18 protein-coding genes, 1 tRNA gene and 2 pseudogenes are annotated in these 22256 nt (G+C 55.0%); 7 read left to right on the forward strand and 14 right to left on the reverse strand.

Features of this window, described 5'->3' with window-relative positions:
• Window positions 1-4 precede the first annotated feature (4 nt).
• The gene (locus HKD31_RS02720; protein WP_194263691.1) at window positions 5-1783 is read left to right on the forward strand and encodes a GMC family oxidoreductase; all 1779 of its coding nucleotides are present in this window, start codon (window positions 5-7) and stop codon (window positions 1781-1783) included.
• Entirely contained in the window at window positions 1780-3108 is a 1329-nt protein-coding gene (locus HKD31_RS02725) for a c-type cytochrome (RefSeq protein WP_194263690.1), read from the forward strand. Before HKD31_RS02720 ends, HKD31_RS02725 begins: the two co-directional genes overlap by 4 nt.
• A gap of 168 nt (window positions 3109-3276) precedes the next feature.
• Here HKD31_RS02725 and HKD31_RS16315 read toward each other — a convergent pair.
• Window positions 3277-3396, reverse strand: a pseudogene (locus HKD31_RS16315) (IS3 family transposase); the annotation flags it as partial.
• 195 nt (window positions 3397-3591) lie between these two features.
• Here HKD31_RS16315 and HKD31_RS02730 point away from each other — a divergent pair.
• Window positions 3592-3675, forward strand: a pseudogene (locus HKD31_RS02730) (IS5/IS1182 family transposase); the annotation flags it as partial.
• A gap of 149 nt (window positions 3676-3824) precedes the next feature.
• On the opposite strand, the gene nagB reads toward HKD31_RS02730, so the two are convergent.
• The 9 genes from nagB to HKD31_RS02775 form a co-directional block, all read right to left on the reverse strand.
• Window positions 3825-4568, reverse strand: a complete 744-nt coding sequence (gene nagB / locus HKD31_RS02735; RefSeq protein WP_194263689.1) for a glucosamine-6-phosphate deaminase — start codon at window positions 4566-4568, stop codon at window positions 3825-3827.
• A 477-nt stretch (window positions 4569-5045) separates the two neighbouring features.
• Window positions 5046-5225: a hypothetical protein gene (locus tag HKD31_RS16000; RefSeq protein ID WP_228120128.1), complete on the reverse strand. Its 180-nt coding sequence runs from the start codon at window positions 5223-5225 to the stop codon at window positions 5046-5048.
• 864 nt (window positions 5226-6089) lie between these two features.
• The gene (gene nagA, locus HKD31_RS02745; RefSeq protein ID WP_194263688.1) at window positions 6090-7199 is read right to left on the reverse strand and encodes an N-acetylglucosamine-6-phosphate deacetylase; all 1110 of its coding nucleotides are present in this window, start codon (window positions 7197-7199) and stop codon (window positions 6090-6092) included.
• On the reverse strand, window positions 7196-8491 hold the full coding sequence (gene gluP, locus HKD31_RS02750; protein ID WP_194263687.1) for a glucose/galactose MFS transporter: 1296 nt from the start codon (window positions 8489-8491) through the stop codon (window positions 7196-7198). The genes nagA and gluP overlap by 4 nt, the downstream gene beginning before the upstream one ends.
• A gap of 80 nt (window positions 8492-8571) precedes the next feature.
• Window positions 8572-9531, reverse strand: a complete 960-nt coding sequence (locus HKD31_RS02755; RefSeq protein ID WP_228120129.1) for an N-acetylglucosamine kinase — start codon at window positions 9529-9531, stop codon at window positions 8572-8574.
• A gap of 106 nt (window positions 9532-9637) precedes the next feature.
• Window positions 9638-10681, reverse strand: coding sequence for a threonine aldolase family protein (locus tag HKD31_RS02760; protein WP_194263686.1), 1044 nt, complete (start codon window positions 10679-10681; stop codon window positions 9638-9640).
• Window positions 10678-11934 carry a class II D-tagatose-bisphosphate aldolase, non-catalytic subunit gene (locus HKD31_RS02765; protein WP_338085528.1) on the reverse strand — a complete coding sequence of 419 codons (1257 nt, stop codon included), beginning with the start codon at window positions 11932-11934 and terminating at the stop codon, window positions 10678-10680. The genes HKD31_RS02760 and HKD31_RS02765 overlap by 4 nt, the downstream gene beginning before the upstream one ends.
• 25 nt (window positions 11935-11959) lie before the next feature.
• Entirely contained in the window at window positions 11960-12946 is a 987-nt protein-coding gene (locus HKD31_RS02770) for an SIS domain-containing protein (RefSeq protein WP_338085524.1), read from the reverse strand.
• A 49-nt stretch (window positions 12947-12995) separates the two neighbouring features.
• Entirely contained in the window at window positions 12996-13793 is a 798-nt protein-coding gene (locus HKD31_RS02775) for a DeoR/GlpR family DNA-binding transcription regulator (RefSeq protein WP_194263683.1), read from the reverse strand.
• Between the two features lie 299 nt (window positions 13794-14092).
• On the opposite strand from HKD31_RS02775, the gene HKD31_RS02780 reads away from it, so the two are divergent.
• The 4 genes from HKD31_RS02780 to HKD31_RS16320 all read left to right on the forward strand — a co-directional run bounded on the left by HKD31_RS02780 (window position 14093) and on the right by HKD31_RS16320 (window position 20709).
• On the forward strand, window positions 14093-16534 hold the full coding sequence (locus HKD31_RS02780; protein WP_194263682.1) for a TonB-dependent receptor: 2442 nt from the start codon (window positions 14093-14095) through the stop codon (window positions 16532-16534).
• Between the two features lie 3 nt (window positions 16535-16537).
• The gene (locus HKD31_RS02785; RefSeq protein WP_194263681.1) at window positions 16538-18547 is read left to right on the forward strand and encodes an alpha-galactosidase; all 2010 of its coding nucleotides are present in this window, start codon (window positions 16538-16540) and stop codon (window positions 18545-18547) included.
• A 7-nt stretch (window positions 18548-18554) separates the two neighbouring features.
• Entirely contained in the window at window positions 18555-20402 is a 1848-nt protein-coding gene (locus HKD31_RS02790; protein ID WP_194263680.1) for a beta-galactosidase, read from the forward strand.
• A gap of 67 nt (window positions 20403-20469) precedes the next feature.
• The gene (locus HKD31_RS16320) at window positions 20470-20709 is read left to right on the forward strand and encodes a transposase (protein ID WP_370543912.1); all 240 of its coding nucleotides are present in this window, start codon (window positions 20470-20472) and stop codon (window positions 20707-20709) included.
• 95 nt (window positions 20710-20804) lie between these two features.
• On the opposite strand, the gene HKD31_RS02800 is transcribed toward HKD31_RS16320, so the two are convergent.
• From HKD31_RS02800 to HKD31_RS02815, 4 genes are all read right to left on the reverse strand, one after another.
• The gene (locus HKD31_RS02800; protein ID WP_194263679.1) at window positions 20805-21263 is read right to left on the reverse strand and encodes a DUF6538 domain-containing protein; all 459 of its coding nucleotides are present in this window, start codon (window positions 21261-21263) and stop codon (window positions 20805-20807) included.
• A gap of 81 nt (window positions 21264-21344) precedes the next feature.
• Window positions 21345-21420: transfer RNA gene (locus HKD31_RS02805), tRNA-Glu, on the reverse strand.
• Window positions 21421-21468: 48 nt separating this feature from the next.
• Entirely contained in the window at window positions 21469-21837 is a 369-nt protein-coding gene (locus tag HKD31_RS02810; RefSeq protein ID WP_194263678.1) for a histidine triad nucleotide-binding protein, read from the reverse strand.
• Window positions 21838-21851: 14 nt separating this feature from the next.
• Window positions 21852-22253 carry a phosphoribosyl-ATP diphosphatase gene (locus HKD31_RS02815; protein WP_011252065.1) on the reverse strand — a complete coding sequence of 134 codons (402 nt, stop codon included), beginning with the start codon at window positions 22251-22253 and terminating at the stop codon, window positions 21852-21854.
• Window positions 22254-22256: the final 3 nt, after the last annotated feature.

Raw genomic sequence — 22256 nt, forward strand, 5'->3', positions numbered from 1 at the left:
AATTATGTGTGCGAAAAAAGTTGATGCCATCGTCATCGGTGCGGGTTGGGCTGGTTCCATCCTGGCCAAGGAACTCACGGAGGCAGGACTTTCGGTTGTCATGCTCGAACGTGGTGACGAGCGTGCTACGGCAGTCGAGGGCGATTACCCAAGCTCCATTGACGAGTTGAGAGGAGCCATCCGTCACCGGCTTTTCCAGAACCTGTCCCAGTCCACGGTTACGATACGGAATACGCTGGATCAGGAGGCCCTGCCTTACCGGCGTCTGGCGGCCTTCCTTCCCGGTGAGGGCGTGGGAGGAGCGGGGCTGCACTGGTCGGGCGTTCATTTCCGTGTTGCTCCGGATGATCTGGCCTTGCGCACCAATGTTGTCGCCCGGTACGGAAAGAATTTCATTCCTGAAGGGATGAATCTTCAGGATTACGGCGTGACTTATGAGGAACTTGAACCGTTTTTCGATAAGGCGGAAAAAGTTTTCGGTACGTCCGGAGAACCTTACACTATCAAGGGAAAGATCGCTGGAAACGGTAACCGTTTTGCCCCCGATCGTTCCGATGTGTTTCCGCTGCCAGCGATGGGAGAGGTCTATTCTGCCAGCCTGTTCCGATCGGCTGCCGCGAATGTAGGCTATCATCCCTATGCGCTTCCTGCCGCAAATGCTTCTGCGCAGTATACCAATCCTTACGGAGTGCAGATGGGGCCATGCAATTTCTGTGGATATTGCAGTGGCTATGACTGTTACATGTATTCCAAGGCTTCTCCCAACGTGAATATTCTGCCCGCTTTGCGGCAGGATCCGAAATTCACGCTGATTACCAAGGCACATGTTCTCAAGGTCAATCTCGACGCCGACAAGAAAAAGGCGACGGGTGTGAGTTACCTGGATCTGCGTACCAAAAAGCAGGTCGAGCTGGATGCCGATCTGGTCATTATCAGCGCCTTCCAGTTTCACAACGTCCATCTCATGCTGCTGTCCGGGATCGGCCAGCCTTATGATCCGCAACAGAACACCGGAACGGTGGGGCGGAATTTCGTTTATCAGACGATCACGACGTCCCGGGCGTGGCTGTCACCCAAGCAGTACACCAATCTCTTCGTTGGAGCCGGCGGCGCAGGTGTCGCCATCGATGACTTCAACAGCATGAACTTCGATCATGGACCGCTTGGCTTTGTGGGTGGGTCGCCTGTCTGGGTCAATCAGGCGGGTGTGAAGCCGATTGCGGCTGCTACTGGCGGCCCTGGCGGCAAGGCGCCGACGTGGGGGGAAGGGTACAAGGAGGCCATGGTCGATACCTATCGTCATTCCCTGACCATCGACGCGCACGGCAGCAATATGGCCTACAGGGATGTTTATCTGGATCTCGATCCCACCTACAGCAATGCCTACGGTCAGCCTTTGCTCCGGATGACGTTCAACTGGAAAGACAACGATATCCGGATGAACCAGTATGTGGTGGGCAAGATCGAACCCATCATCAAGGCAATGGGGGCCACCAAGTATTCTCTGGGAATGCTGAAGGACGGAGAGGTTTTCGATACCCGCCGGTATCAGACCACGCATCTCGGCGGTGGGGCCATCATGGGAACCGATCCCAAGACAAGTTGCGTCAACCGATATCTGCAGAGCTGGGACGTCTCGAATGTTTTCGTGATCGGCGCCAGCGCATTCCCGCAGGGGATGGGATATAACCCGACCGGAATGGTCGCAGCCCTGGCATACTGGGCCGCTTATCATATCCGGACGACCTATCTGAAAAACCCAGGTCCGATGGTGCAGGCATGAAGTACGGTTTGTTCACCCGCGCAACGTTTTTTGGCGTTGCCGCTCTGCTGGCAGGTTCGGTTTCTGAACTGCGGGCCGAGGATACGAGTGCCCTGATCGCTCAGGGAAAATATGTCGCGGAAGCCTCCGACTGTAGCGCATGCCATACTGTCCGGGGCAGGGGCGAGTTCGCAGGGGGAATGGAATTCAAGCTTCCCATTGGATCGATCTACTCATCCAATATTACGCCTGATCCTACCCATGGCATTGGGGCTTATTCTGAAGCGGAATTCTCCCGTGCAGTGCGTGAAGGCGTACGTCGGGACGGGGCAAGCCTTTATCCGGCCATGCCGTTTCCTTCGTATGCCCGTATGAGCGACGGCGATATTCACGCCCTGTATGTCTATTTCATGAAGGGTGTGCAGCCAGTTGCGCAGGCAGCTCCGCCCAACGGCATTCCGTGGCCTTTGTCCATCCGTCTGCCAATGACCATCTGGCGAGCGGTATTTTCTCCTTCCGTTGTCGCGGCCCAGAAGGATGTCAACCGGTCTCTGCCTGATGATGGAATAGGCCGTGGGGCTTATCTGGTCGAGGGGCCAGGGCATTGCGGGGCATGTCATTCACCCCGCGGCATGGCCTTGCAGGAGAAAGCTCTTTCAAATAGCAGCGGATCGCTTTTCCTTTCGGGCGGCGCTGCAATCGATGGCTTTGTACCGACAAGTCTGCGGCAGGATCAGCGTACCGGACTGGCGGGATGGTCTGAAGACGATATCGTGCAGTTCCTCGCCACAGGCCGTAACCGGCGCGGCGAAGCATTTGGGGGCATGACAGATGCCATTTTCCATGGAACGCAGCATCTGACGGATGCGGATCTCCATGCGATGGCACGGTATCTGCTCTCCTTGCAGCCCCATCAGCCCACGCTCTCGGCATGGCATTATGATCCGTCAGCTGCCACTGCGCTGCAGGCGGGAGATGCGTCGGCGCAGGGTGCCAAGGTTTACGTGGATCACTGCGAGGCCTGTCACCGTTCCGATGGCCGTGGATATGCCCCCGCCTTCCCGCCCTTGGCCGGGAATCCTGTTCTCATGAGTGATGATCCAGCGTCTTTGGTGCATGTAGTCCAAAGTGGTGCGGTTCTGCCGGGCATGACCAAAGCGCCGTCTGCCTTCGCCATGCCCGCATACTCAGGCATACTGAGTTCGCAGCAGATTGCGGATGTCGTCACTTTCATCCGTAAGGCTTGGGGCAATAATGCTGCTCCGGTCACTGCTGCAACGGTGGAAGAGCTACGAAAATCGGCACCAGAGCCTACAATTCAAAAAGGTATTATTCCTTTGAATTAACAGACTTCATAAGTCCAAATAATGCGCAGGGAAAATGGCTGAAAAGAAGATTTCCGGCCATTTTCTTTGGAGAGTGTGACAGCACACTTCGTGTCAAAGGCGTAGGATGGTGTGAGCATGCTCATCAGCCAAAGCACAATTTCTTAATTGTCTTTGAAGCCACAGTGCGCCGTAACGTGTCAGTACTTCCTGGAGCGCCTCAATGCAGAATGCCACGTCCATCGTGTTCGATGGGCATCAGGCCAGAACCCTGCGTGTCGTCCAGTCCATGATCACCGTGAGGCATAATACTGCGCTTCCAGGAACTGTGCGTCGATCAACCACATCAACTTCAGATTGGCGTCGCTCTGCGGCACAGGCCGATAGCAGAGTCTGACCGGTTGTTAAGCTGAAGCAGCGTGTATTGCCGCACCATCGAAAGCTGGGATCGTTTCAGGTCGGATTATAGCTTATCGTCTTGTCCGAAGATCCGGGAACACCTCTTGGAGACGCGTTGCAACACGCTACGACAGATGTCCAACCGGCTTCTTCTCGGCCATCTGTCTTGCCGCAACCGTCATGTTCTAGCTATGAGGCCTGAGCCTAGAGATGCAGATATGATGTTCCTTCAACACCGTGTTTTATAAACCCGCATGCAAGTTGCAGTTTTCTATGGTTGTGTGCCCGCTCACAGAACGGATTTCCTGTATTTCTGCGTTCCAAAAAAACTAGCAGCGTCATCTCGTTGTCCGCTTCCAGTCACTGGCTGCGGCAGTGTCCAGAATGATCGTGGCGTTATCATGAAGACGGATCGCGGAGGCACTTACGGCCTCGCTTATGGGGCCGTTCAGAGCTTCATTGACGATTGCCGCCTTGCCTTTCCCGACAGCTACCAGCACAAGGCGCCTTGCATCAAGGATCGTGCCCACTCCCATGGTCAGGGCGTGGGAAGGGACACGGTCTGGATCATTGTCGAACATGCAGCTGTTCTGGCGTCGTGTGACCTCATCAAGATGTACAACCCGTGTCCGGCTGTCAAACGCAGACGGGGGCTCGTTGAAACCAATATGACCGGTCTCGCCAATGCCCAGGAGTTGCAGGTCAATGCCACCTGCCGCATGGATAGCCGCTTCATAACGCGCACATTCCATCTCCAGATCCGGTGCAATGCCGTTCGGAACATGCGCCCGATTTGCCTGCATATTCACATGAGCGAACAGATGATTCTGCATGTAGTGATGGTATGAATTCAGATCCGTAGGCGCCAAGCCAACATATTCGTCCAGATTGAAAGAGGTCGTATCGGAAAAATCCAGTGCGCCTGCTTTATGCTGTTGCACCAGAAGCCGGTAGATATTTTCCATTGTACGGCCTGTCGCCAAGCCGAGAACAGGTGTGGAAGATCTGCGAATCTCATTCGCGATCATATCGGCGATGCACTGGAAGGCCTGCTCGGGGTTGTCGGTGACGATGACATTCATGGGGGGGCATCAATCCTGTATGATGTATCACGCTTGGCGCTCTGCGTTGATCCAGACTTTTATGACCTGAAATCCGCCAGCAGAACTGGTGCAATGATGCTCTGGTTACGCAGGACGCGCCTGCTATCAGGATGTGACATCATGGTTTCTGATCCAGAGGCAAGAGGCCAGTCTGACCATAACGTCGCGAATAGATCAGAATGGCAAGATAGGATGGCAGAACAAGTAGTGCAAACATCGCCTGAAACCCGATCACGGATTTCATGGCGACATAAATCTGCGGAATGACGGCCCTGCAGCTATCCGCCATGGATTGCAATCGAGAAGATCGTGGGTATCAGCATGGTATTGGCTGCTCCGAGAAGAGCCACGCAGAGTACAGAAACATAACCATGCGTCAGGAAGGTTGCGGTCGTGAGCAGTCTTCCCAGAACGCAGGTTCCATGAGCCGTTCCTACTTCAGAATGCGTGGAACAATCACAAAACCGGCCACGTATCCCCCAACATTGCGGTGAGGGTCAGGGTCAGAGAGGTGAAGAAGCGGGTCTGGCTGAGTGGCAGACCGAAGCCCTGTCCATAAGTGCCGATGATATTCTCTGCCATGACTTCAACGCCGACATACAGGAGCATGGCGGCAATTCCGAAAAATACGCCCACTACTTTCCCGCGGGGCCGCCACTCCGAACAGAGGTGGGCCCCGTTTTTTGGACAGGGCGATAGGCTATAATCTGACCTGAGAGAGGGCGGGTTTATGGGCAAGGTTATGCGGAAACGGTATTCGGGTGCGTTCAAGTCGCAGGTTGCGCTGGAGGCGGATCCGAGGTGAGTAGATGCTGGCGGAACTGGCGTCAAAGTACGGCGTGCGTCGGACGATGATCGGCCAATTACTGGTAGAATGTGATTTTGGTGCGAGGCCTCTGTTCGGTTGGGCGCGGGCGAGGGCCAACAGCAGTGCCATCAGAAGGGCGGCATAACGACACCCGGGTATAGCTTATCAAGCCCACAAAACTGTCCGAACGGACGGGGCCACCTCTGGGGGCGTGGCTGCCGTCCGGCGCAAGACAATCATCTGTATTTCGAAGACATGGTGTGGATTGCCCGCACCGGATCGCAGGGGCGCCACCTGCCTGATGATTATGGCGAGTGGAACAGCGTGTTCCGATACCGCCTATCGCTCAAAAGCCAATGAAGCCTTCATGGAAAAGCATGGCTTAATCCGCTTCATCTGGCGCTCTGACAGCAAAAATACATCACTCACAGGACTACCTTCCATCGTAGGCCTGGGAATCACAATAACTCTCTCTCATCTCAATGAGTTAATAGGTCCTAAAAAATTACCATATGAATATTAACGTGAAGTAACCATAATAATATCTAATTTTACTACGCTAGTTCTCCTCCATCCTGATGCTGCCGACGCTTCAGGATGGCGCGGAGGTTTTCTTTAGATCTATGGAAAAATGTTCTGATAAAAAAACGTTCTGAATCCTGTGGTTCGGAGAAAGGATAATTACGGCCCTGTCAGGCGGTGCGCTGACCGTTGACCCAGACTTCTGTGACCGCGAGGGAGGCGTCGAGAACCGTGAAATCCGCAAGAAGGTCAGGCGTCAGGGCACCACGGTCATGAAGACCCAGATATCTCGCCGCGTTGGTACTGACGAGTTTTGCAGCATCTGGCAGGGATGTACCGGCCTGTATGGCGTTGCGCAGGGCCTGATCCAGGGTAAGGATACTGCCCGCAAGAGACCCGCCGGGAAGACGCACCGTGCCATTGCTGATGACGACGTCCTGTCCACCAAGCTGACTGGGGCCTTCCGGCCCACCTGTGCCGCGCATGGCGTCCGTCACGAACAGCAGGCGACTGTTCATCAGGCGTGAGGCCAGGCGGAAGCTGGCCGGATGGACGTGGTGTGTGTCGAAGATCATTTCGGCATAGGCGACATCACTGCACATCAGGGCCGTAACGGGGCCAGGTCTGCGGCCTTCGATCGGAGACATGGCGTTGAAGAGATGGGTGGCGCCGATCGTGCCACCCGCTGCACAGACCACGCAGATGGCGCGCTGGGCTCCGTCGTAATCGGTTGTGGTATGGCCGAGACTGACACGCACTTCCGCTTCGGCGAACTGGCGCATGGCGGTTTCCGCGTGCTCCAGTTCCGGAGCGAGGGTCACAACGCGGACACAGCCCGTACTGATGGCCTCGCTGACCCTGTCAGGGCTTGGCGCAATATTGAAGGGCGGCTGCGCGCCGAGCTTGTGCGGACTGACGAACGGTCCTTCCAGATGGGCGCCATGAATCCGGGGACCTTTGTCGATCCCGGTCCTGCGCACTTCGGCCACGGCATGAAGGGCGTTCATCACGTCCTCCCATGGAGCCGTAATGGTGGTGGGGAGGATCGTGGTCGTGCCATGCGCCATGTGAAAGCGCGAGAGCGTTCGGATGGCGTCGGCACCATCCATCGTATCGGCGCCGTCACCACCATGCACATGGCCATCTACGAAACCGGGGAGGATATATCGGTTCGGGGGCGCCGTGACGGGATCGATGGCGCGGATATGGGTATCAAAAGTGATGCGACCGGGAAGGACCCGGTCGGGAAGGACGAGATTGCCGTCGAGATAGTGTGTCATGGGGTCCGATCCAAAGGAAGAAGGCCGGTCTGCCCATAACGACGGGCATAGAAAAGGATCGCAAGATAGGACGGAATGACCAGCAGTGCGAACATGGCCTGAAAACCCACGAAAGGCTTCAGGGCGACATAGACCTGCGGCACGATCGCCCCGCCGCTATAGCCCATGACGATCAGCGCCGAGGCCAGGGGAGTCCAGGGGCCGGCGCCGCGGATGGCAATCGGAAAGATCGTCGGCATCATCATGGCATTGGCGGCGCCGAGCAGCGCGACACAACCCACCGAGACGTACCCGCCGGTCATGAAAGCCATGAAAGTGAGGCCGATGCCGCCGATGCAGGACAGTTCGAGGAAGCGTTCCTGCGTGATGATGCGCGGAACGATGACAAACCCGAGCAGATAGCCGAACAGCATGGCGGCAAGGGTGAGCGACGTGAAGAATTTCGTCTGGCTCAGGGGCAGTCCAAACTGCTGCCCGTAGGTGCCGATGGCATCTCCGGCCATGACCTCGACGCCCACGTAAAGGAACATGGTCAGGATGCCGAAAACCAGATGCGGACGGAAGATCCGGGTGCCGCTATCCGGAAGGCCGGGGATGGGGGGGGCCTGAAGGTTCGGCAAGGGACAGAACGCCACGCCGACGGACGCCATGAGCAGGAGGACGGCCATGCCCATATAGGGGGCATAAATGGCCTGGACGAAGGCATTGAGAACGGCATTGCGGGTCGCGGCATCGGGCGCGGACTGTACGCTCTGGGCGACGTGGTCGATGTCCCCCATCACAACGGTTGCCAGGACAATCGGTGCGAGAATGCCGGCACATTTGTTGCAGACCCCCATGATGGCGATCCGCTGCGCGGCACGATCTGGCGGCCCGAGAAGACTGACGAGCGGATTGATGACGACCTGCATCAGCGAAAGCCCGGCCCCCAGGATCAGCAGCCCGGTCAGGGCACCGCCATAGAGGCGCATGGAGACAAACTGTCCGAAAACGGCCACGCCAAGCGCGCAAAGCAGAAGCGCCCCCGAAAGGCCCTGACGCAGGCCGAGGCTGCGCGCCAGAAAGGATGCCGGGATCGAGAAAATAAAATACGACACATAGAAAACGAGCGGCACCATGAAGGCGGCGACGTCTCCGAGCGAGAAAGCAACCCGCACGAAGGAAATGAGCGGCCCGTTCAGCCACGTCACGAACCCCATCAGGAAAAAGATGGCCGCAGCAACGCCCAGCGGTCCCGGCCCATAAGGGGCTGTCAGCGTGCCTGAGGAAGTGGAAGCCTGAAAGCGTGCCATGTCAGGAGGTTTCCATGAGCCGGTGGCCCGGGACGTTGAAAAGAAACGGGAAAAAGCCGCAGAACCGGCATACGCACATCTCAGTTGCCAAGGCCCGCATGCTCTAGCGTGGCAGCAAGCCTGTCAATCCAGTCCGCATCCACAGACCAGCCGGCCAGTCTGGCCGCTGAGAGCAGCCCCCCGCCGATGGGGGGAAGGCGCGGCGCAACGGGGGTGCCGCAACTTTCTGAAATGGCTTCGCGCAGGAAGCAGCTCTGAAGGGTTCCGCCCGCATAGCTCCAGGGCAGTTCGGGGCGGCTCAGCTTACGGCGGGCTGTCTGAATATGGGCGGCGAGCTGCGTTGCGGCTTCACGCATCATGCGGATAGCGGCCGGGCAGTCCTGCTCTGCCAGCCGGGCGACAATCCGCGCCAGGGCGGCGACGGCGGAGCGTTCATGCGTCAGGTTGCCGTACCACTCCAGCAGGGCCGGACCGCAGCGCGTGAGGTCGGACGGAAGGTCCAGCGCTTTCTGGAAGGGTTCCAGAAAGGCAATATCCTGCGTGTTGCGGCCATCCAGCAATTCTGTCACCAGACCAAGGGCTTTTCGGCCGATCCAGAAGGCGCTCCCCTCGTCTCCGAACAGCGAACCCCAGCCACCCACCCGGCAATGATGGCCCTGTCCGTCCGTCGCCCAGGCCATGGAGCCGGTTCCCGAAAGCAGCAGCACACCCTTCTGCCCCGCAAAGGCCGCCGTGCAGGCCATGTCCACATCGTTGGTCAGGGACAGCGGGATGTTTGGCAGGGAAGCGCTGATCAGGGCGCGTTGGCGCTGGTTGAGCGTCGAGCTTTCACCGAAACCCGCGAGACCCAGGCCGGCAGCGCGGGTTTCAGGGGGGAGGCGCGCAAACAGGCCCGAGAGGGTTTCACGCCACAGCGGCTGGTCGAATGGATTGGAACCTCCGGCACGACCGATATCGGCAATCGCTCCATCCTGCCGCAGAACGACCAGAAGGGTTTTGCTGCCGCCCCCATCCAGAGCCATGATAGAGGACTGGGTCATGAAAATAGTCTCGAAAACCGCTGATCAGATAGCATAGTAACTTTTATATGGATGCACATCGGTTTCTGACAGGACCCTTTAGAAGGCATGAAGCATATCATTGGTCTCAGCTGCCGGTATCGGAATATGAGCACTCTCGAATGTCTTGGGCCAGCTTTTCAATTCGGTTCCTGTCGGCATCCCATGCAAACATGAAGCGGGCAGCGCCGCCTATGAATTCGTAAAATAACCAGCCGCGACTTCTCAGTTTCAATCCAACATCGGGCGGCATGGAAATGAAAACGGCATTGGCTTCAACAGGATAAACAAGCTGAATGCCATCGACATCCTGAAGAAGTCGGCTCAGCAAACGAGCGGAACTGTTGGCATGTCGCGCATAGTCAAGCCAGCGTCCTTCTTGCAGCATTCCAACCCAAGGGGCAGCGAGAAAGCGCATTTTTGATGCCAATTGACCGGCCTGCTTGCAGCGATAATCAAATCCCCGTGCCAGGTCACGGTTAAAAAACAGAACAGCTTCTCCGATCCCCATGCCACCTTTGGTTCCACCACAGCATAGGACATCAACGCCCACCCGCCATGTCATGTCCGCAGGCGAACAGTTCAGGGCAGCCACTGCATTCGCGAAACGTGCACCATCCATGTGCAGTTTCAGACCCAGTTCTCTGCAGGTCGTACTGATGGATTGAATTTCATCCAGGGTATAGAGGAGGCCAGTTTCAGTCGGCTGCGTAATGGTGACTACTGCAGGTCGTGGAAAATGAATGTCATTCCGGCTTTCCGTAATGGTCCGGATTGCCAAGGGACTCAGCTTGCCATTTTGGGTCGGAACAGTAAGAATTTTCGCTCCATTCGAGAAGAACTCTGGAGCCCCGCATTCATCGGTTTCGATATGTGCGAAATCCGCTGCGATAATACTTTCGTAAGATCGACACAGGCTGGCAAGCGCGAGAGAATTTGCAGCTGTTCCGTTAAATACGAAATACACATCGGCATCGTGCTCAAAAGCACGGCGCAGCGCATCCGCAGCGCGGGATGTCCAGTTATCCTGTCCGTAGGAGACAGCCGATCCTGAGTTGGCTTCCATCATCGCGTTGAAAGCTGCGGGGCAGATCCCCGCATAGTTGTCGCTGGCAAACTGCTGCGCTGTCATTGTGCTCTCCCGGGCGTGCAGGCGGAACCGTAATCATCGAGAACATCTTCCACAGCTGCGAGAAGTATCGCCATGCCTTCACGAGGAATCTCACCGCTTCTCACCCGTTCGTAGAACCTGGGCAAAAACTGGCTGACTAAAGGATCGGGGAGGCCTGTGCTTTTCAGAACGTCCAGAAGGTCACTCACTGCACGCTGAATGCCGGGACGTGACCAGTAATAGCGAATGCGATCACTATAGCCATAAAGGCGCAGCATGTCGGCTTTTTCTGGATCATAATGCCCTTTCCAGAAAGAGGGCGCAGCCTGCATCTCATTTTCTAGGACCTGCATGAGTGATAAGCGACCTGGCCGGAGAACCAAGGCTAGTTCATCAAGGCTGAAGAGAGCTTCCCGAAGTGCAAAAGTCAGGGCTGGCCCAACTTTGAGTATTGAAAATCCGTCTTCGACAAGCGCACGGAGATGACTGACTGTCTGGTAGTCTGTTGAATGAGCTTCGAAAACCATACCGGGAAAAGAGGCCAGTGTAGCAACAAGCCCGCAGGCTTTCGCGGGCTGATAAAAGACAGTTTCCTCTGCGCTGAACTCGACGCCGGGTTGCACGACGAGCGCAATAACCCTGCTCCAAACCTCATCGGACAGTGTCCTGGAAAAAATCTTGCGGGTCATTGCTGCTGTAGAACAGGCGGCTTGCCCTGTGGTAGGGATGAGATGATCCAGTGTCTCCAACGCACCACCCGGCACAGGGACTTCGGTTCCGACAACATAGACCGGCATTCCTGGTGCTACGGCTTCAGCCCGTGCTGCCAGAATAGCGGCCCGCTCGGCAACAACTGCGTCCGCAAGAACTGCAGGTTCGCCAGCACATCCCATGCTCGTGTCGAGATGCAGCTTGCGGAAACCGGCGGCGGCATAGGACGCGACCATGTCCCCCGCGCGTGCCATGGCCTCTTCGGCTGGAAGATGTTTCCAGGGATTGGGGCCCAGATGATCTCCGCCCAGAATAATGGCCTCCATCGGACAACCGACCTTGACCGCAATTGAAGCAACAAGACTGCGGAAGTCCGCCGGGGTCATCCCAGTATAGCCGCCTTCCTGATTGACCTGATTGCAGGTCGCTTCAATCAGGACCGGAGTTCTGTTGCTCGCGGCTCGACGCAGGGCGGCTTCCAGGACGATGGGATGCGCAGAGCAGACAGACGTGATGCCATATCGCTCGTGCTTGGGAATGGCCGGATCATGGACCTGTTTCACCAGGTCCTTCAGAATGGCCGTCGGCTCACGCAACAGTCACGACCTTTGTGAGGTGGCGTGGAGCCAGCGTGTCCAGTCCCTTCATTCTGGCGACGTTTTCGCCCAGAAGCTGAAGGAGTGGCAAACAGACCAACGGTTCCGTAAGTGGCTCTCCCTTCACGTCAAGCGACACATCTCCGGGGCCGCCCAGTCCCAGCACGCGTGCGCCCTTGCTCTGAACATCTGCAACAACGGCAGCCTCTTCGGAGGTGGTATCTGGATGATAGAGCATGACGACCAGTGAACGATCATCGATCAGGCTGATGGGGCCGTGGCGGTATTCAAGCGGATGATGAGCCTCGCTCTGGCTGAGGCTCATCTCCTGCATTTTCAGCGCCGCTTCGCGTGCTACGCCATACAGGCTGCCGCCACCGAGAAAAACGAAATGCGTCCGGCCCGCAATCAGCTCAGGTAGAAATTTCTCCCCGGTTGCCAGAAGTTTCTCAGCTGCGGCAGTCGTCTGCGGACCAACTGAAACACCAGCATATCGAAGTCCCATCAGCAACATCAGGCTCGCAGAGGCTGTCATGACAATCCCCTCTTCGGGATGTGTCTTTGCTTCCACCAGCCTGTCTGCCTCGTGGCATAAGGAACTGCCAGGAGCGCATGTGAAGGCAACCACCGGAATCCCATTCAGGTGGCTTTTACGGGCTGCTGCAACTGTCTCCGTAGATTCCCCACTTCTGGATAAGGCGATGACTTCGACAGGGACTGACGGTGGCGCATAGTTGTCCGCGCGGACAGTCCACTCGTTACCTGGAACGGCCCGTGCCAGATGGCCCTGAATATTGAGGGTCGCTGCGATGGAATCTGCGATGTGAACAGATGTGCCGCATCCGATAACAATCTGCATTCTGCCGGGCTCTAGGCGAACGTCTTTAAGGTCAAGTTCGTTCCAAAGGGAGAACTGTTCGCGTATCCCGCGTTCTGTCGCATTCATGGCTGTATTTTCCTTACCAGGAGAGACGGGCATCCGGTTCGCTCAGAATTTGATGTAGGCATGTGAAGCAGTAGTGATTGGGCTAGATATCTTCGTTTTCATCATGCAAGCTTGTTCCGGAAACATAGCTGCAGGACAATTCCGTCTGAGCCAGACGGGACATCCATTCTTCGTCCAGATGATCATCTGTGATGACATGGGTGACATCGTCGAGCGTCCCTACTCGAAATGTTGAATGCTTGCCGAATTTTCTGCTGTCCATCAGCAGAAAGCGCATTGTTGAGTGACGCAGCATGGCGGCATTGAGGCTGGCTTCATCACTGTCAGGGGTTGCAATACTGCCGTCCGGCTGTACGGCGCTCGCGCCGAGGAATAACTGGTCGAACCACAGGGCCTCGATGCTGCGCTCAGCCAGAGGGCCAACAATACTGCGGTTCTCGTTGCGGACCCGCCCCGCCAGAAGTGTCAGTTGGATTTTGGGGGTATCGAGCAGCGCATCAACAATTGCCACGCTGTTGGTGAATACAGTCAATGGGATAGGGTGCAGTCGTAGACGCTTTGCAAGCTGCAAGACTGTCGTTCCAGAATCCAGAAAGACCGATGTGTTCTCGATCAGTTGTTCATAAGCTGCGTCGGCAATCGCCCTTTTGGTGGTCAGGCGATGGCTTTCACGGGCCTGGAACCCGACTTCAGCGTTACCCGAGCCAATAATTTCAGCGCCCCCATGTGTCCGGCGGACATATCCCTGTTCCTCAAGGCGCTGTAAGTCCCGGCGAATGGTTGCGACTGAACTTTCTACCACTTTGGCCAGCTCCGTCACGCTTGTTACCCCATGGCGATAGAGATGATGGCGAATCTGGGCGAGGCGATCGGGCTGCATAGGAACTCCGGTTCAGAACGGACCTGATAGTGGCACCGTTTCCGGCGGCTCTCAAATTCCTCTCTAAACTACGATCATGTCAAGATCGAAATTGATCGATATCGATCAACGAAATCTCGAATCGAGACTCTAATTTTTTTTCATCAGGGGGAATATGGCGAAAACCCCTGAAAACCGAGCTATCTAGACAAAAATAACGTTCAAAATAAGATTTTTCTTGATCGTTTATGAACGTTTTGTTGTTGCAATCATAATCCGCTGCATGTTTATCCTGAGGGCACCATCAATGGAGTGGTCCAATGCGTTCTCCTCTCAACTCCCTGACACTTCCCGGATCAACGGTGCGTCGTCTCTTTCAACTGACTGGCATGACACTCCTGTGTTCGACCGTTCTGACAGCGCCAGGTTTTGCTGAGACGACGACATACAAACCTCTACACAACAAGGCCGGTCCAGCCCTGAAATCTGCTTCCAAATTGTCGAAGGCATCTCTTAAAAAGCAGGCGCTAAATGCCAATGCTTCTGAAAATATTCATGTCGTTGCCGCTGCTACATCCACCGGGGTCACGAATACGACCCCGGGTGGAGGCCTCCTGCCGCCAGAAACTGCGGCAAAGGCCCAGCAGTCAGTTACGCGGGATTTTATTGCCAAACAGGCGGCAACCAGTAATCCGATCTCACTGGTTCAATATACACCGGGAATAACGCTTTCAAATGCTGATGCTTTTGGTCAGTCCGATCAGAGCAGTTTTTATATGCGAGGTATGGGACAGACCTCTGTTGGATATACATTTGAAGGGATTCCGATCGCTGATCCCTCTTCTTATGCGCCTTTTACGTCTGAGGCCTCTGATACGGAAAATATCAGCAAAATTACTGTGCAGCAGGGTGTGGCTGACATCTCTTCTCCGGTCTACAACTCAGTTGCCGGTGCCATCAAACAGTACTTGTCCGATCCGGAGAGCCATCTGGGTGGCAAGGTGAATGTATCCTATGGCAATCATCAGCTCGCGCGCGAGTTCGTGCGATTTGATACGGGGGAGATCGGCCATAGCGGTGTGAAGGCGTTTGCATCATATTCCTATGGAACCAATGCGCAGTGGCTTGGTCCGGGTCGGGACCGCCGCTCTCACGTTGATGCCAAAGTGATGAAAGAATGGGGGGAGGGGAACAGTGCGCGCGTGTTCATGACCTGGACCGAGCAGAGTTTTCCATTCCTGATGAGTATTTCCAAATCACAGTGGAAACAAAATGGGCGCTCGGCAGCCTATTATGATCCGACTTATACTCCAGGCGACGTCAATTATTATAAGTTGAATTCAGAGGAACGTCATTCGGTTGTTATCGGCGCGCCCTTGGTTTTTAACCTGGGGCATGGACTGACATTCACCAGTGAACCTTATTACGTCCATCTGCATGGTGCAGGAAACAATGGTCAGGATCAGGCTGAGGAAGGCTATAACGGGACCCGGCCGACAGGAAATCTAAATATCCCTGGTGCTGTTGACGGTTCGGCCGCCGTACAGGCCGTGGATAATTTCAATCAGCATACGGCCGGATTTAATAACGTCCTTTCCTGGAAGGCAGGGCATAATGAATTGCAGGCCGGGTACTGGTACAATTATTATAATCAGACGGAGCAGGCGCCGTTTTCAGTCATTGGGCCGAATGGAACGGCTGAAAATTTCTGGGGGAAATATCCAATTAAGGATCAATATGGTGATGCAGTCATGCAGTTCAATATCCATCTGATCCAGCAGCTGAATTCGCTTTTCCTGTCTGATACCTACAAGATGTTCAATGACAAGCTGACTTTGAATGCAGGACTGAAGTTTGTCATGATGTCTTACAAGTCCACGAATCTCATTCCAGGTGATAACTATAACTACGGCCGCAGTGATGCCCAGCCGCTACCTCAGATTTCGGCATCCTATCAAATCACGCCTCATGACCAGATTTATTTTGACGCTGCAACGGCCTTCCGTGAACCGTCCGGCATTTTGGTGTATGGTAATTACTGGGATGCGGGTGCTCCTCAAATCGACCTAGCGCATTCAACCGGTCTGAAACCAGAATATTCGATTTCGGAGGAAATCGGTTATCGTCACACCGGTCTGATCAATATTACGGCATCCCTGTTCAACTATAATATGACCAACCGTCAAAGCTCAGTGACAGCTTATACAGGAGGGCGTCTCGTCTCGCAGTATATCAATGCAGGCGGCCAGACTTCACGTGGCGCACAGCTTGCAATCGGGCTGCGCCCCTGGCACGGCTTGAGCCCCTATGCCTCTTTCCAGTACTTGCATGCGACGATGGATAACAATCTCCCGGACGGCACAGACTATATTCGAAGCGCGGGCAAAATCGCCATTAACAGCCCTGCATATACGGCGAATTTCGGTCTTTCTTACGACGACGGCCATTTCTTTGCTAATGGCTACATGTCTTACGTCGGAGCGCAGTATTCAACGTTCATGAATGATGAAAAAATGCCAGCATATGCGATTGGCAATGCGACGCTTGGTTACCGGTTTAAAAAAATCTGGTTTGCCAAATCGCCACAACTTCAGGTTAACGCTCTGAACCTGACAGATAACAAATATCTTGCCTCTGGCGGGGGCGCCTTCAATGCCCATCCGGTCAAAGGAGTGTTCGGCTCGACGCTTAAGGGAAGCTCACCGCTTTATACTGTGGGGGGTGGCTTTGGTCTTGTCTTTTCGATGTCTTCAGGTTTTTGAAACATGGCTACTTTTTTCAGGAACGCGCTTGTCGCGACCCTTCTCACAACCAGTATTCTTGCACCGGCGCGTGCTGCCAGACAGGAGGCAGCCATCCTCTCACCAGGACCCACATCCTCTGATACGACCAATAGCATTAACTCATTAGGCAATGACGTCGTCCGCCTCTCATGGCATCAAAATAATAAAACTCTGGATCAGGCGAGTTTTATCGATGTCGTTCATGGGCGAACAGTTCCACTGTTTTCGCTTTTCACGATTACTTTAGCGAACGGCGAGAAGATCTCGAACGAAAATCTTCATCAGATGGATCGGCCACATGAGGAGGCTCTCTTACCTGTTTCGGGAGCAGCGCGGGCAGCGGATCATCGGGATGGAAAGACGGTTGTTACGCATTTTTCCGATCTTAAAGGTCGTTTTACTGCGGCGTGGCGTGTTGAGCAGCGGAATGGTTCACCTTACCTGCGCCAAATTCTGACCGTTATTCCGGTGAAGAGCGCTCTTCACCTGAAAGCTATTTCGCTCTTTGACGCCCATACTGATGTCGGTGAAGTCATCGGAGACGTGCAAGGGTCTCCTGTTGCGATCGAAGACAGCTATTTTGGTATTGAGAACCCGCTCGCGGATAGTCTCGTATTCAACGGGCGCTCACATCTCAGCCTTTCGCAGGTTCTCCCTGTTCCTGCGGGGCATGAACTAACGGTTTCCGCTGTGGGTGGCATCGTTCGGCACGGGCAGATGCGCCGGGATTTTCAGATTTATGTCGAACGGGAGCGTACACATCCTTACCGACCGTTCCTGAACTACAATTCTTGGTACGATATCGGCTATTTCACGCCTTATACGCAGAAAGATGCAGAAAATCGCATCAGTCGAATCGGCGAAGAACTGGTCCGCAAACGTGGTGTCCAGCTCGATTCATTTTTGTTCGATGATGGCTGGGACGACAGAAGTGGCCAGTGGAATTTCAGTGGTGACTTTCCCGAAGGCTTTCGTCCCTTGTGTGCTCTTGCGTCATCTTACGGGGCAGCTCCGGGAGTGTGGCTCTCGCCGTGGGGAGGTTATGGTAATCCCAAGGAGATACGGGTAGCTCGTGGCCGCAAGTTGGGTCTGGAGACGCAGGACGGAGGGTTTGATCTGTCCGGACAGCGTTATTACGCTGGGTTTCACAAGGCAGTAATGACGCTTCTGACGCAGGAGTGTATCAATCAGTTCAAATTCGATGGGACGGGGAATGCAAGTCAGGTTGCCAAGAACAGTGTCTTTAACAGTGATTTTGATGCAGCAATCCACCTCATTGCTGATATCTATAAAACCAAGCCTGATACGTTTATTAACCTGACAACTGGCACCTACCCATCTCCGTTCTGGTTACGTACGGCAGACTCAATCTGGCGCGGTGGTGAAGATGATATGCTTCGAGGTGTCGGAACCAAGCGTCAGCGCTGGATTACATACCGTGACTCCGACACCTATCATAATATCGTGGTCAAGGCGCCGCTTTTTCCCCTGAATTCCCTGATGCTGCACGGCGTCATCTACGCACAGAAAAACCAACGTCTGAACGACGATCCTGGACATGATTTTGCTGACGAGGTTCATTCGTTTTTCGCGACGGGTACCGATGAGCAGGAACTCTATGTAACTCCGGATCTTCTGAAAGCCGAAGATTGGGACGTTATTGCGGACACGGCAAAATGGGCACGAGCCAATGCGGAGACGCTGAAAGACAGCCATTGGGTCGGTGGTGATCCGGGGCGATTGGAGCCCTATGGGTGGGCCGCTTGGACGCCACAAAAAGCATTTCTGACCCTGCGTAATCCAGATCAGAAGCCTCGTGCGATACTTATCGAGCCACGGAATGTGCTGGAACTTCCTGCGGATGCTCCGACACGTTATGCCGTACATGCACTGTGGACAAAATCTGTCGTACCCAAAAGCCTAGATGCCGATCATCCACTTATGATCCAGTTAGCGCCTTTTGAGGTGATGACACTCGAACTTACACCATAAGGCCATCATGTATCTTACTCGCCGCTCTGCCTTTGCTTTGGGCTTTTTTTCTTTTGGTCATCACCTGATCAAGCCTGTCTGTGCGGCGGAGGGCCGGGAGCTATGTCCAGACGGGCAAGCGCATAGCTTTACGCTTCATCCAGAAGGTTTTCGTCTGGATGGAGTACCAATGCAGATTCGATCAGGTGAAATGCATCCTGCGCGTATTCCGCGAGAAGAGTGGTCAGCCCGCATCGCAATGGCAAAGTCCATGGGCCTGAATACAATCAGTATTTATGTGATCTGGAATATTCTTGAGCGTTCACCCGGCCATTTTGACTTTCACACCGACAGATGTAATTTCCCGGCCTTCATACAACTCTGCCAGGATGCTGGTCTTTGGGTTTTCCTTCGTCCCGGTCCCTATATCTGCGGGGAGTGGGACCTGGGTGGTCTCCCGGCTTATCTTCTTTTTGATGAAGATATCCCGTTACGAACGCGCGATCCGCGCTTTCTGAAAGCCAGCCAACGCTATATCACAGCGATCGCCTCTTCTATCAGACCGTATATGGCTGTGAATGGTGGCCCTATCATCATGATACAGGTTGAAAATGAATATGCGTCTTTCGGAAACGATAGGACATATATGGCCTGGATCAGGGAGGCGTGGCTTCAGGCCGGTATTTCCGGCCCGTTCTCAACGGCAGATGGCCTGCCCCAACTTACTGAAAAACGTACCGCCTTGTCTGGATGTGCCATTGGTCTGGATGGAGAAGACGACATTTCAGGAGTAAAGAATATTAGTGCACAGGATCCCGCCTGGATCAGTGAAGCCTATCCTGGATGGCTGACGCACTGGGGAGAAAACGACCTGGCACGTGTGGAATTCACCAAAGACTTTTCTGCAATAGTGGCGAAGGGTCTGTCATTCAATCTGTACGTTGTACATGGTGGAACTAATTTCGGCTTTGGAGCAGGCGCCAATGCCCATCGGGATGGTTCGGGATTCCAGCCGGTCATTACAAGTTACGACTATGATGCGCCTATTGATGAAGCTGGACGTCCGACGAAGAAGTATTACACTTTCCGCAATCTTCTGATCAGCGCTGGGGTTTGCAAGGATCTGACAGTTCCTGAACTTCCTCCCATGACAGAATTCAAACCTGTAAAGGCGTATCGTGCCGGATCTTTGTGGGAAGGCCCGGGTATAGCAGTAGTCTGCGAGAACCCCGTTTCGATGGAGAGAGCCCTTCATCAGGGGCAGGGGATGGCACTTTACCAGACCACTATTCCTGCCGGGATGAGCGGAATGCTTGAATTGCCGGCTGTACATGATTACGCACGGTTTTTTCTGGATGGAGCAGATATTGGGACGGTTTCACGCACAAATCCACGCAAAGCTAGCTTCGTAATTTCAGAAGCCGAAAGGCCGAGGCAACTTGATATCCTCATCGATACGTTCGGCCATATTGGCTATGGAGCTGCCCTCGGTGACCGAAAAGGTCTGGAAGGGCAGGTGTCCCTCGGCGGAAAGCCGTTACGAAACTGGATCATAACGGGTTTCCCTCTGGACGATAGTCATGTTTCAGCCCTGCGCGCGTTGCCGGATCAAACCACCCGCTACGGTTTTCTTTTCAAAGCTTATTTTGATCGTCCTTCTACGGGCGGGGTTTATATCGATATGAGTGCCTGGAAGAAGGGATATGTGTGGGTCAATGGCCATGCACTTGGGCGCTTTTGGGAGATGGGTCCGCAGTATCGCCTATTTTGCCCAGCATCCTGGATGCGTTCCTCGGGGAACGAGGTGCTAATTCTCGATTATCATCAGGAAAACCCTGCCAGTGTTAGGGGGTATAAGACCCTGACCGGCCTTTAGGCGACATGGATGAATCGGTTGACGCAGGGCGAAAGGGTTAGTTCAAGGCTTCCTTTTGGAGGCAGGGTTGTGGCGAGGCGATCTGAGTGAAGCGGAGTGGCGTGTTTTAAAGGCCTTGCTGCCGATTGAGGCGGCGAACCGGGGACGTGGCCGTCGTCCGGAACGTAATCGCTCAATTATTAACGGCATACTCTGGCGCCTCTACTGCGGCGCGCCGCGGCATGATGTTCCGCCACGACTTCGACCAAAGCCCTCCTTATGTGTCCCCCCGGGCAACCGACACGCAGGACATAAAGCATTCCGTTGAGAAACAGACGGTTATCCTGTGCCGGGCGTAACCAACGGCCACGTTCAGGTGGTGGCAGGCCGCCAATGATCGCCCATTCCTCGTCCCTCACGTCGCTACGCATCTACGGGTCTCCGCAAAGACCAGCTTTGAATCACATCTCCAACAACCTGAAAAGGTCTTTTGTAAACAGAACCTAACCAAAACTGGTCTTGACGATTCTTGGTCGCCTTAAGCTCTCCAAGACGTCGAAGGCTGCGAATGAAAAGCTCGGTGAATGAAGTCGGTTGTTTCGCCAGCTCGTCAGCGTGGTCCTGCAAGAACTGCCGGAGTTCCGACAATGGTCGCTTGTCGTTCTTCACGCCAGTAATGAGTTCAAGGGCCTGGCGTCTGATGCTCATAAATATCCCGTCCAGTGATGCGGCCATTCCCAGCGCGCGGGCTTGGGCGGTGGATTTATCGCTGGTGCGGAGCGAACGGACAAGATGCTCACCCAAGATGGGTCGGATGTCGGACGGGATACGGATTTTCAGATACCAACCGGAGCCCCGGCGGGTCATGTAAGGCGTTGCCACGCAATGTCTTCCCATGTGTCACGGTTATGTGCCACACGCCGAAACCTGCATAAAAATTGTATGAAAAATTAATTAAAGCCATGGCGTCCCATAGGGGATTCGAACCCCTGTTGCCGCCGTGAGAGGGCGGTGTCCTAGGCCTCTAGACGAATGGGACGAGGCGAGGGGCTTGATAGTCGGCCCTTCGGGTCTTGGCAAGTGTTATTTAGGAAGTTTTTTGTGTCAGCAGGGGGCCGAGGGCGGCGCCGCCGAACAGATGGACGTGAAAGTGGGGGACTTCCTGCCCAGAATTGGGGCCGGAATTGCTGATGAGACGGAAACCTTCGCGGGTGAGGCCCTGCTCTTTGGCAATTTTCGAGACAGCGCGCCAGAAGCCCGTGATTTCGTCGGGAGAAGCTGTTGCGCCGAAATCAGCGATGGAGACGTAGGGTCCCTTGGGGATGACCAGAACGTGGAGCGGGGCCTGTGGGGCAATGTCGTGGAAGGCGAGTGCGAAGTCGTCTTCATAGATTGTTCGGGCCGGGATTTCCTTGCGCAGGATGCGGGCGAAGATGTTGCCGGGATCGTAGGTCATGGTCTGCTTCCTGTTCAGCCGAGCTTTTCCTTGGGGCGTGCAGCCTTCTCGGCAATGCCACTCGTGCCTTCGCGGCGCTTGAGCTCCGTCCAGACGTCTTCGGGAGAGACGCCGGCGTCCACCCACATGACGATCAGGTGGTACAGCACGTCTGCGCTTTCCCCGATCAGTTCCTTGCGGTTGCCGTTGACGGCTTCGATCAAGCATTCGACCGCTTCCTCGCCGAATTTCTGGGCGATCTTGTTGCGGCCACGAGCCATCAGACGTGCGGAATGGCTGAGGGACGGGTCAGTGCCACGGCGGGACTGGACCGTGTCATACAGGCGCTGGAGAACCAGTTCCTGCTGAAGGTCGGACTTCTTGTCGTCCTGCTGCTTCGAAGGCTTCGGGGCCGGTTTGGTAGCGGGTTTTCCCATGGT

The organism is Gluconobacter potus (assembly GCF_015244705.1).
In the GTDB taxonomy this organism is placed as follows: Bacteria; Pseudomonadota; Alphaproteobacteria; order Acetobacterales; family Acetobacteraceae; genus Gluconobacter; species Gluconobacter potus.

Bases quoted from the DNA above. Each gene is read 5' to 3' on its own strand.
- nagA (WP_194263688.1), bottom strand. From the start codon at position 7,199: ATGACACACTATCTCGACGGCAATCTCGTCCTTCCCGACCGGGTCCTT.
- HKD31_RS02755 (WP_228120129.1), bottom strand. From the start codon at position 9,531: ATGACCCAGTCCTCTATCATGGCTCTGGATGGGGGCGGCAGCAAAACC.
- HKD31_RS02720 (WP_194263691.1), top strand. From the start codon at position 5: ATGTGTGCGAAAAAAGTTGATGCCATCGTCATCGGTGCGGGTTGGGCT.
- nagB (WP_194263689.1), bottom strand. From the start codon at position 4,568: ATGAATGTCATCGTCACCGACAACCCCGAGCAGGCCTTCCAGTGCATC.
- HKD31_RS02725 (WP_194263690.1), top strand. From the start codon at position 1,780: ATGAAGTACGGTTTGTTCACCCGCGCAACGTTTTTTGGCGTTGCCGCT.
- HKD31_RS02760 (WP_194263686.1), bottom strand. From the start codon at position 10,681: ATGACAGCGCAGCAGTTTGCCAGCGACAACTATGCGGGGATCTGCCCC.
- gluP (WP_194263687.1), bottom strand. From the start codon at position 8,491: ATGGCACGCTTTCAGGCTTCCACTTCCTCAGGCACGCTGACAGCCCCT.
- HKD31_RS02815 (WP_011252065.1), bottom strand. From the start codon at position 22,253: ATGGGAAAACCCGCTACCAAACCGGCCCCGAAGCCTTCGAAGCAGCAG.
- HKD31_RS02810 (WP_194263678.1), bottom strand. From the start codon at position 21,837: ATGACCTACGATCCCGGCAACATCTTCGCCCGCATCCTGCGCAAGGAA.
- HKD31_RS02775 (WP_194263683.1), bottom strand. From the start codon at position 13,793: ATGCAGCCCGATCGCCTCGCCCAGATTCGCCATCATCTCTATCGCCAT.
- HKD31_RS02770 (WP_338085524.1), bottom strand. From the start codon at position 12,946: ATGCCCGTCTCTCCTGGTAAGGAAAATACAGCCATGAATGCGACAGAA.
- HKD31_RS02785 (WP_194263681.1), top strand. From the start codon at position 16,538: ATGGCTACTTTTTTCAGGAACGCGCTTGTCGCGACCCTTCTCACAACC.
- HKD31_RS02780 (WP_194263682.1), top strand. From the start codon at position 14,093: ATGCGTTCTCCTCTCAACTCCCTGACACTTCCCGGATCAACGGTGCGT.
- HKD31_RS02790 (WP_194263680.1), top strand. From the start codon at position 18,555: ATGTATCTTACTCGCCGCTCTGCCTTTGCTTTGGGCTTTTTTTCTTTT.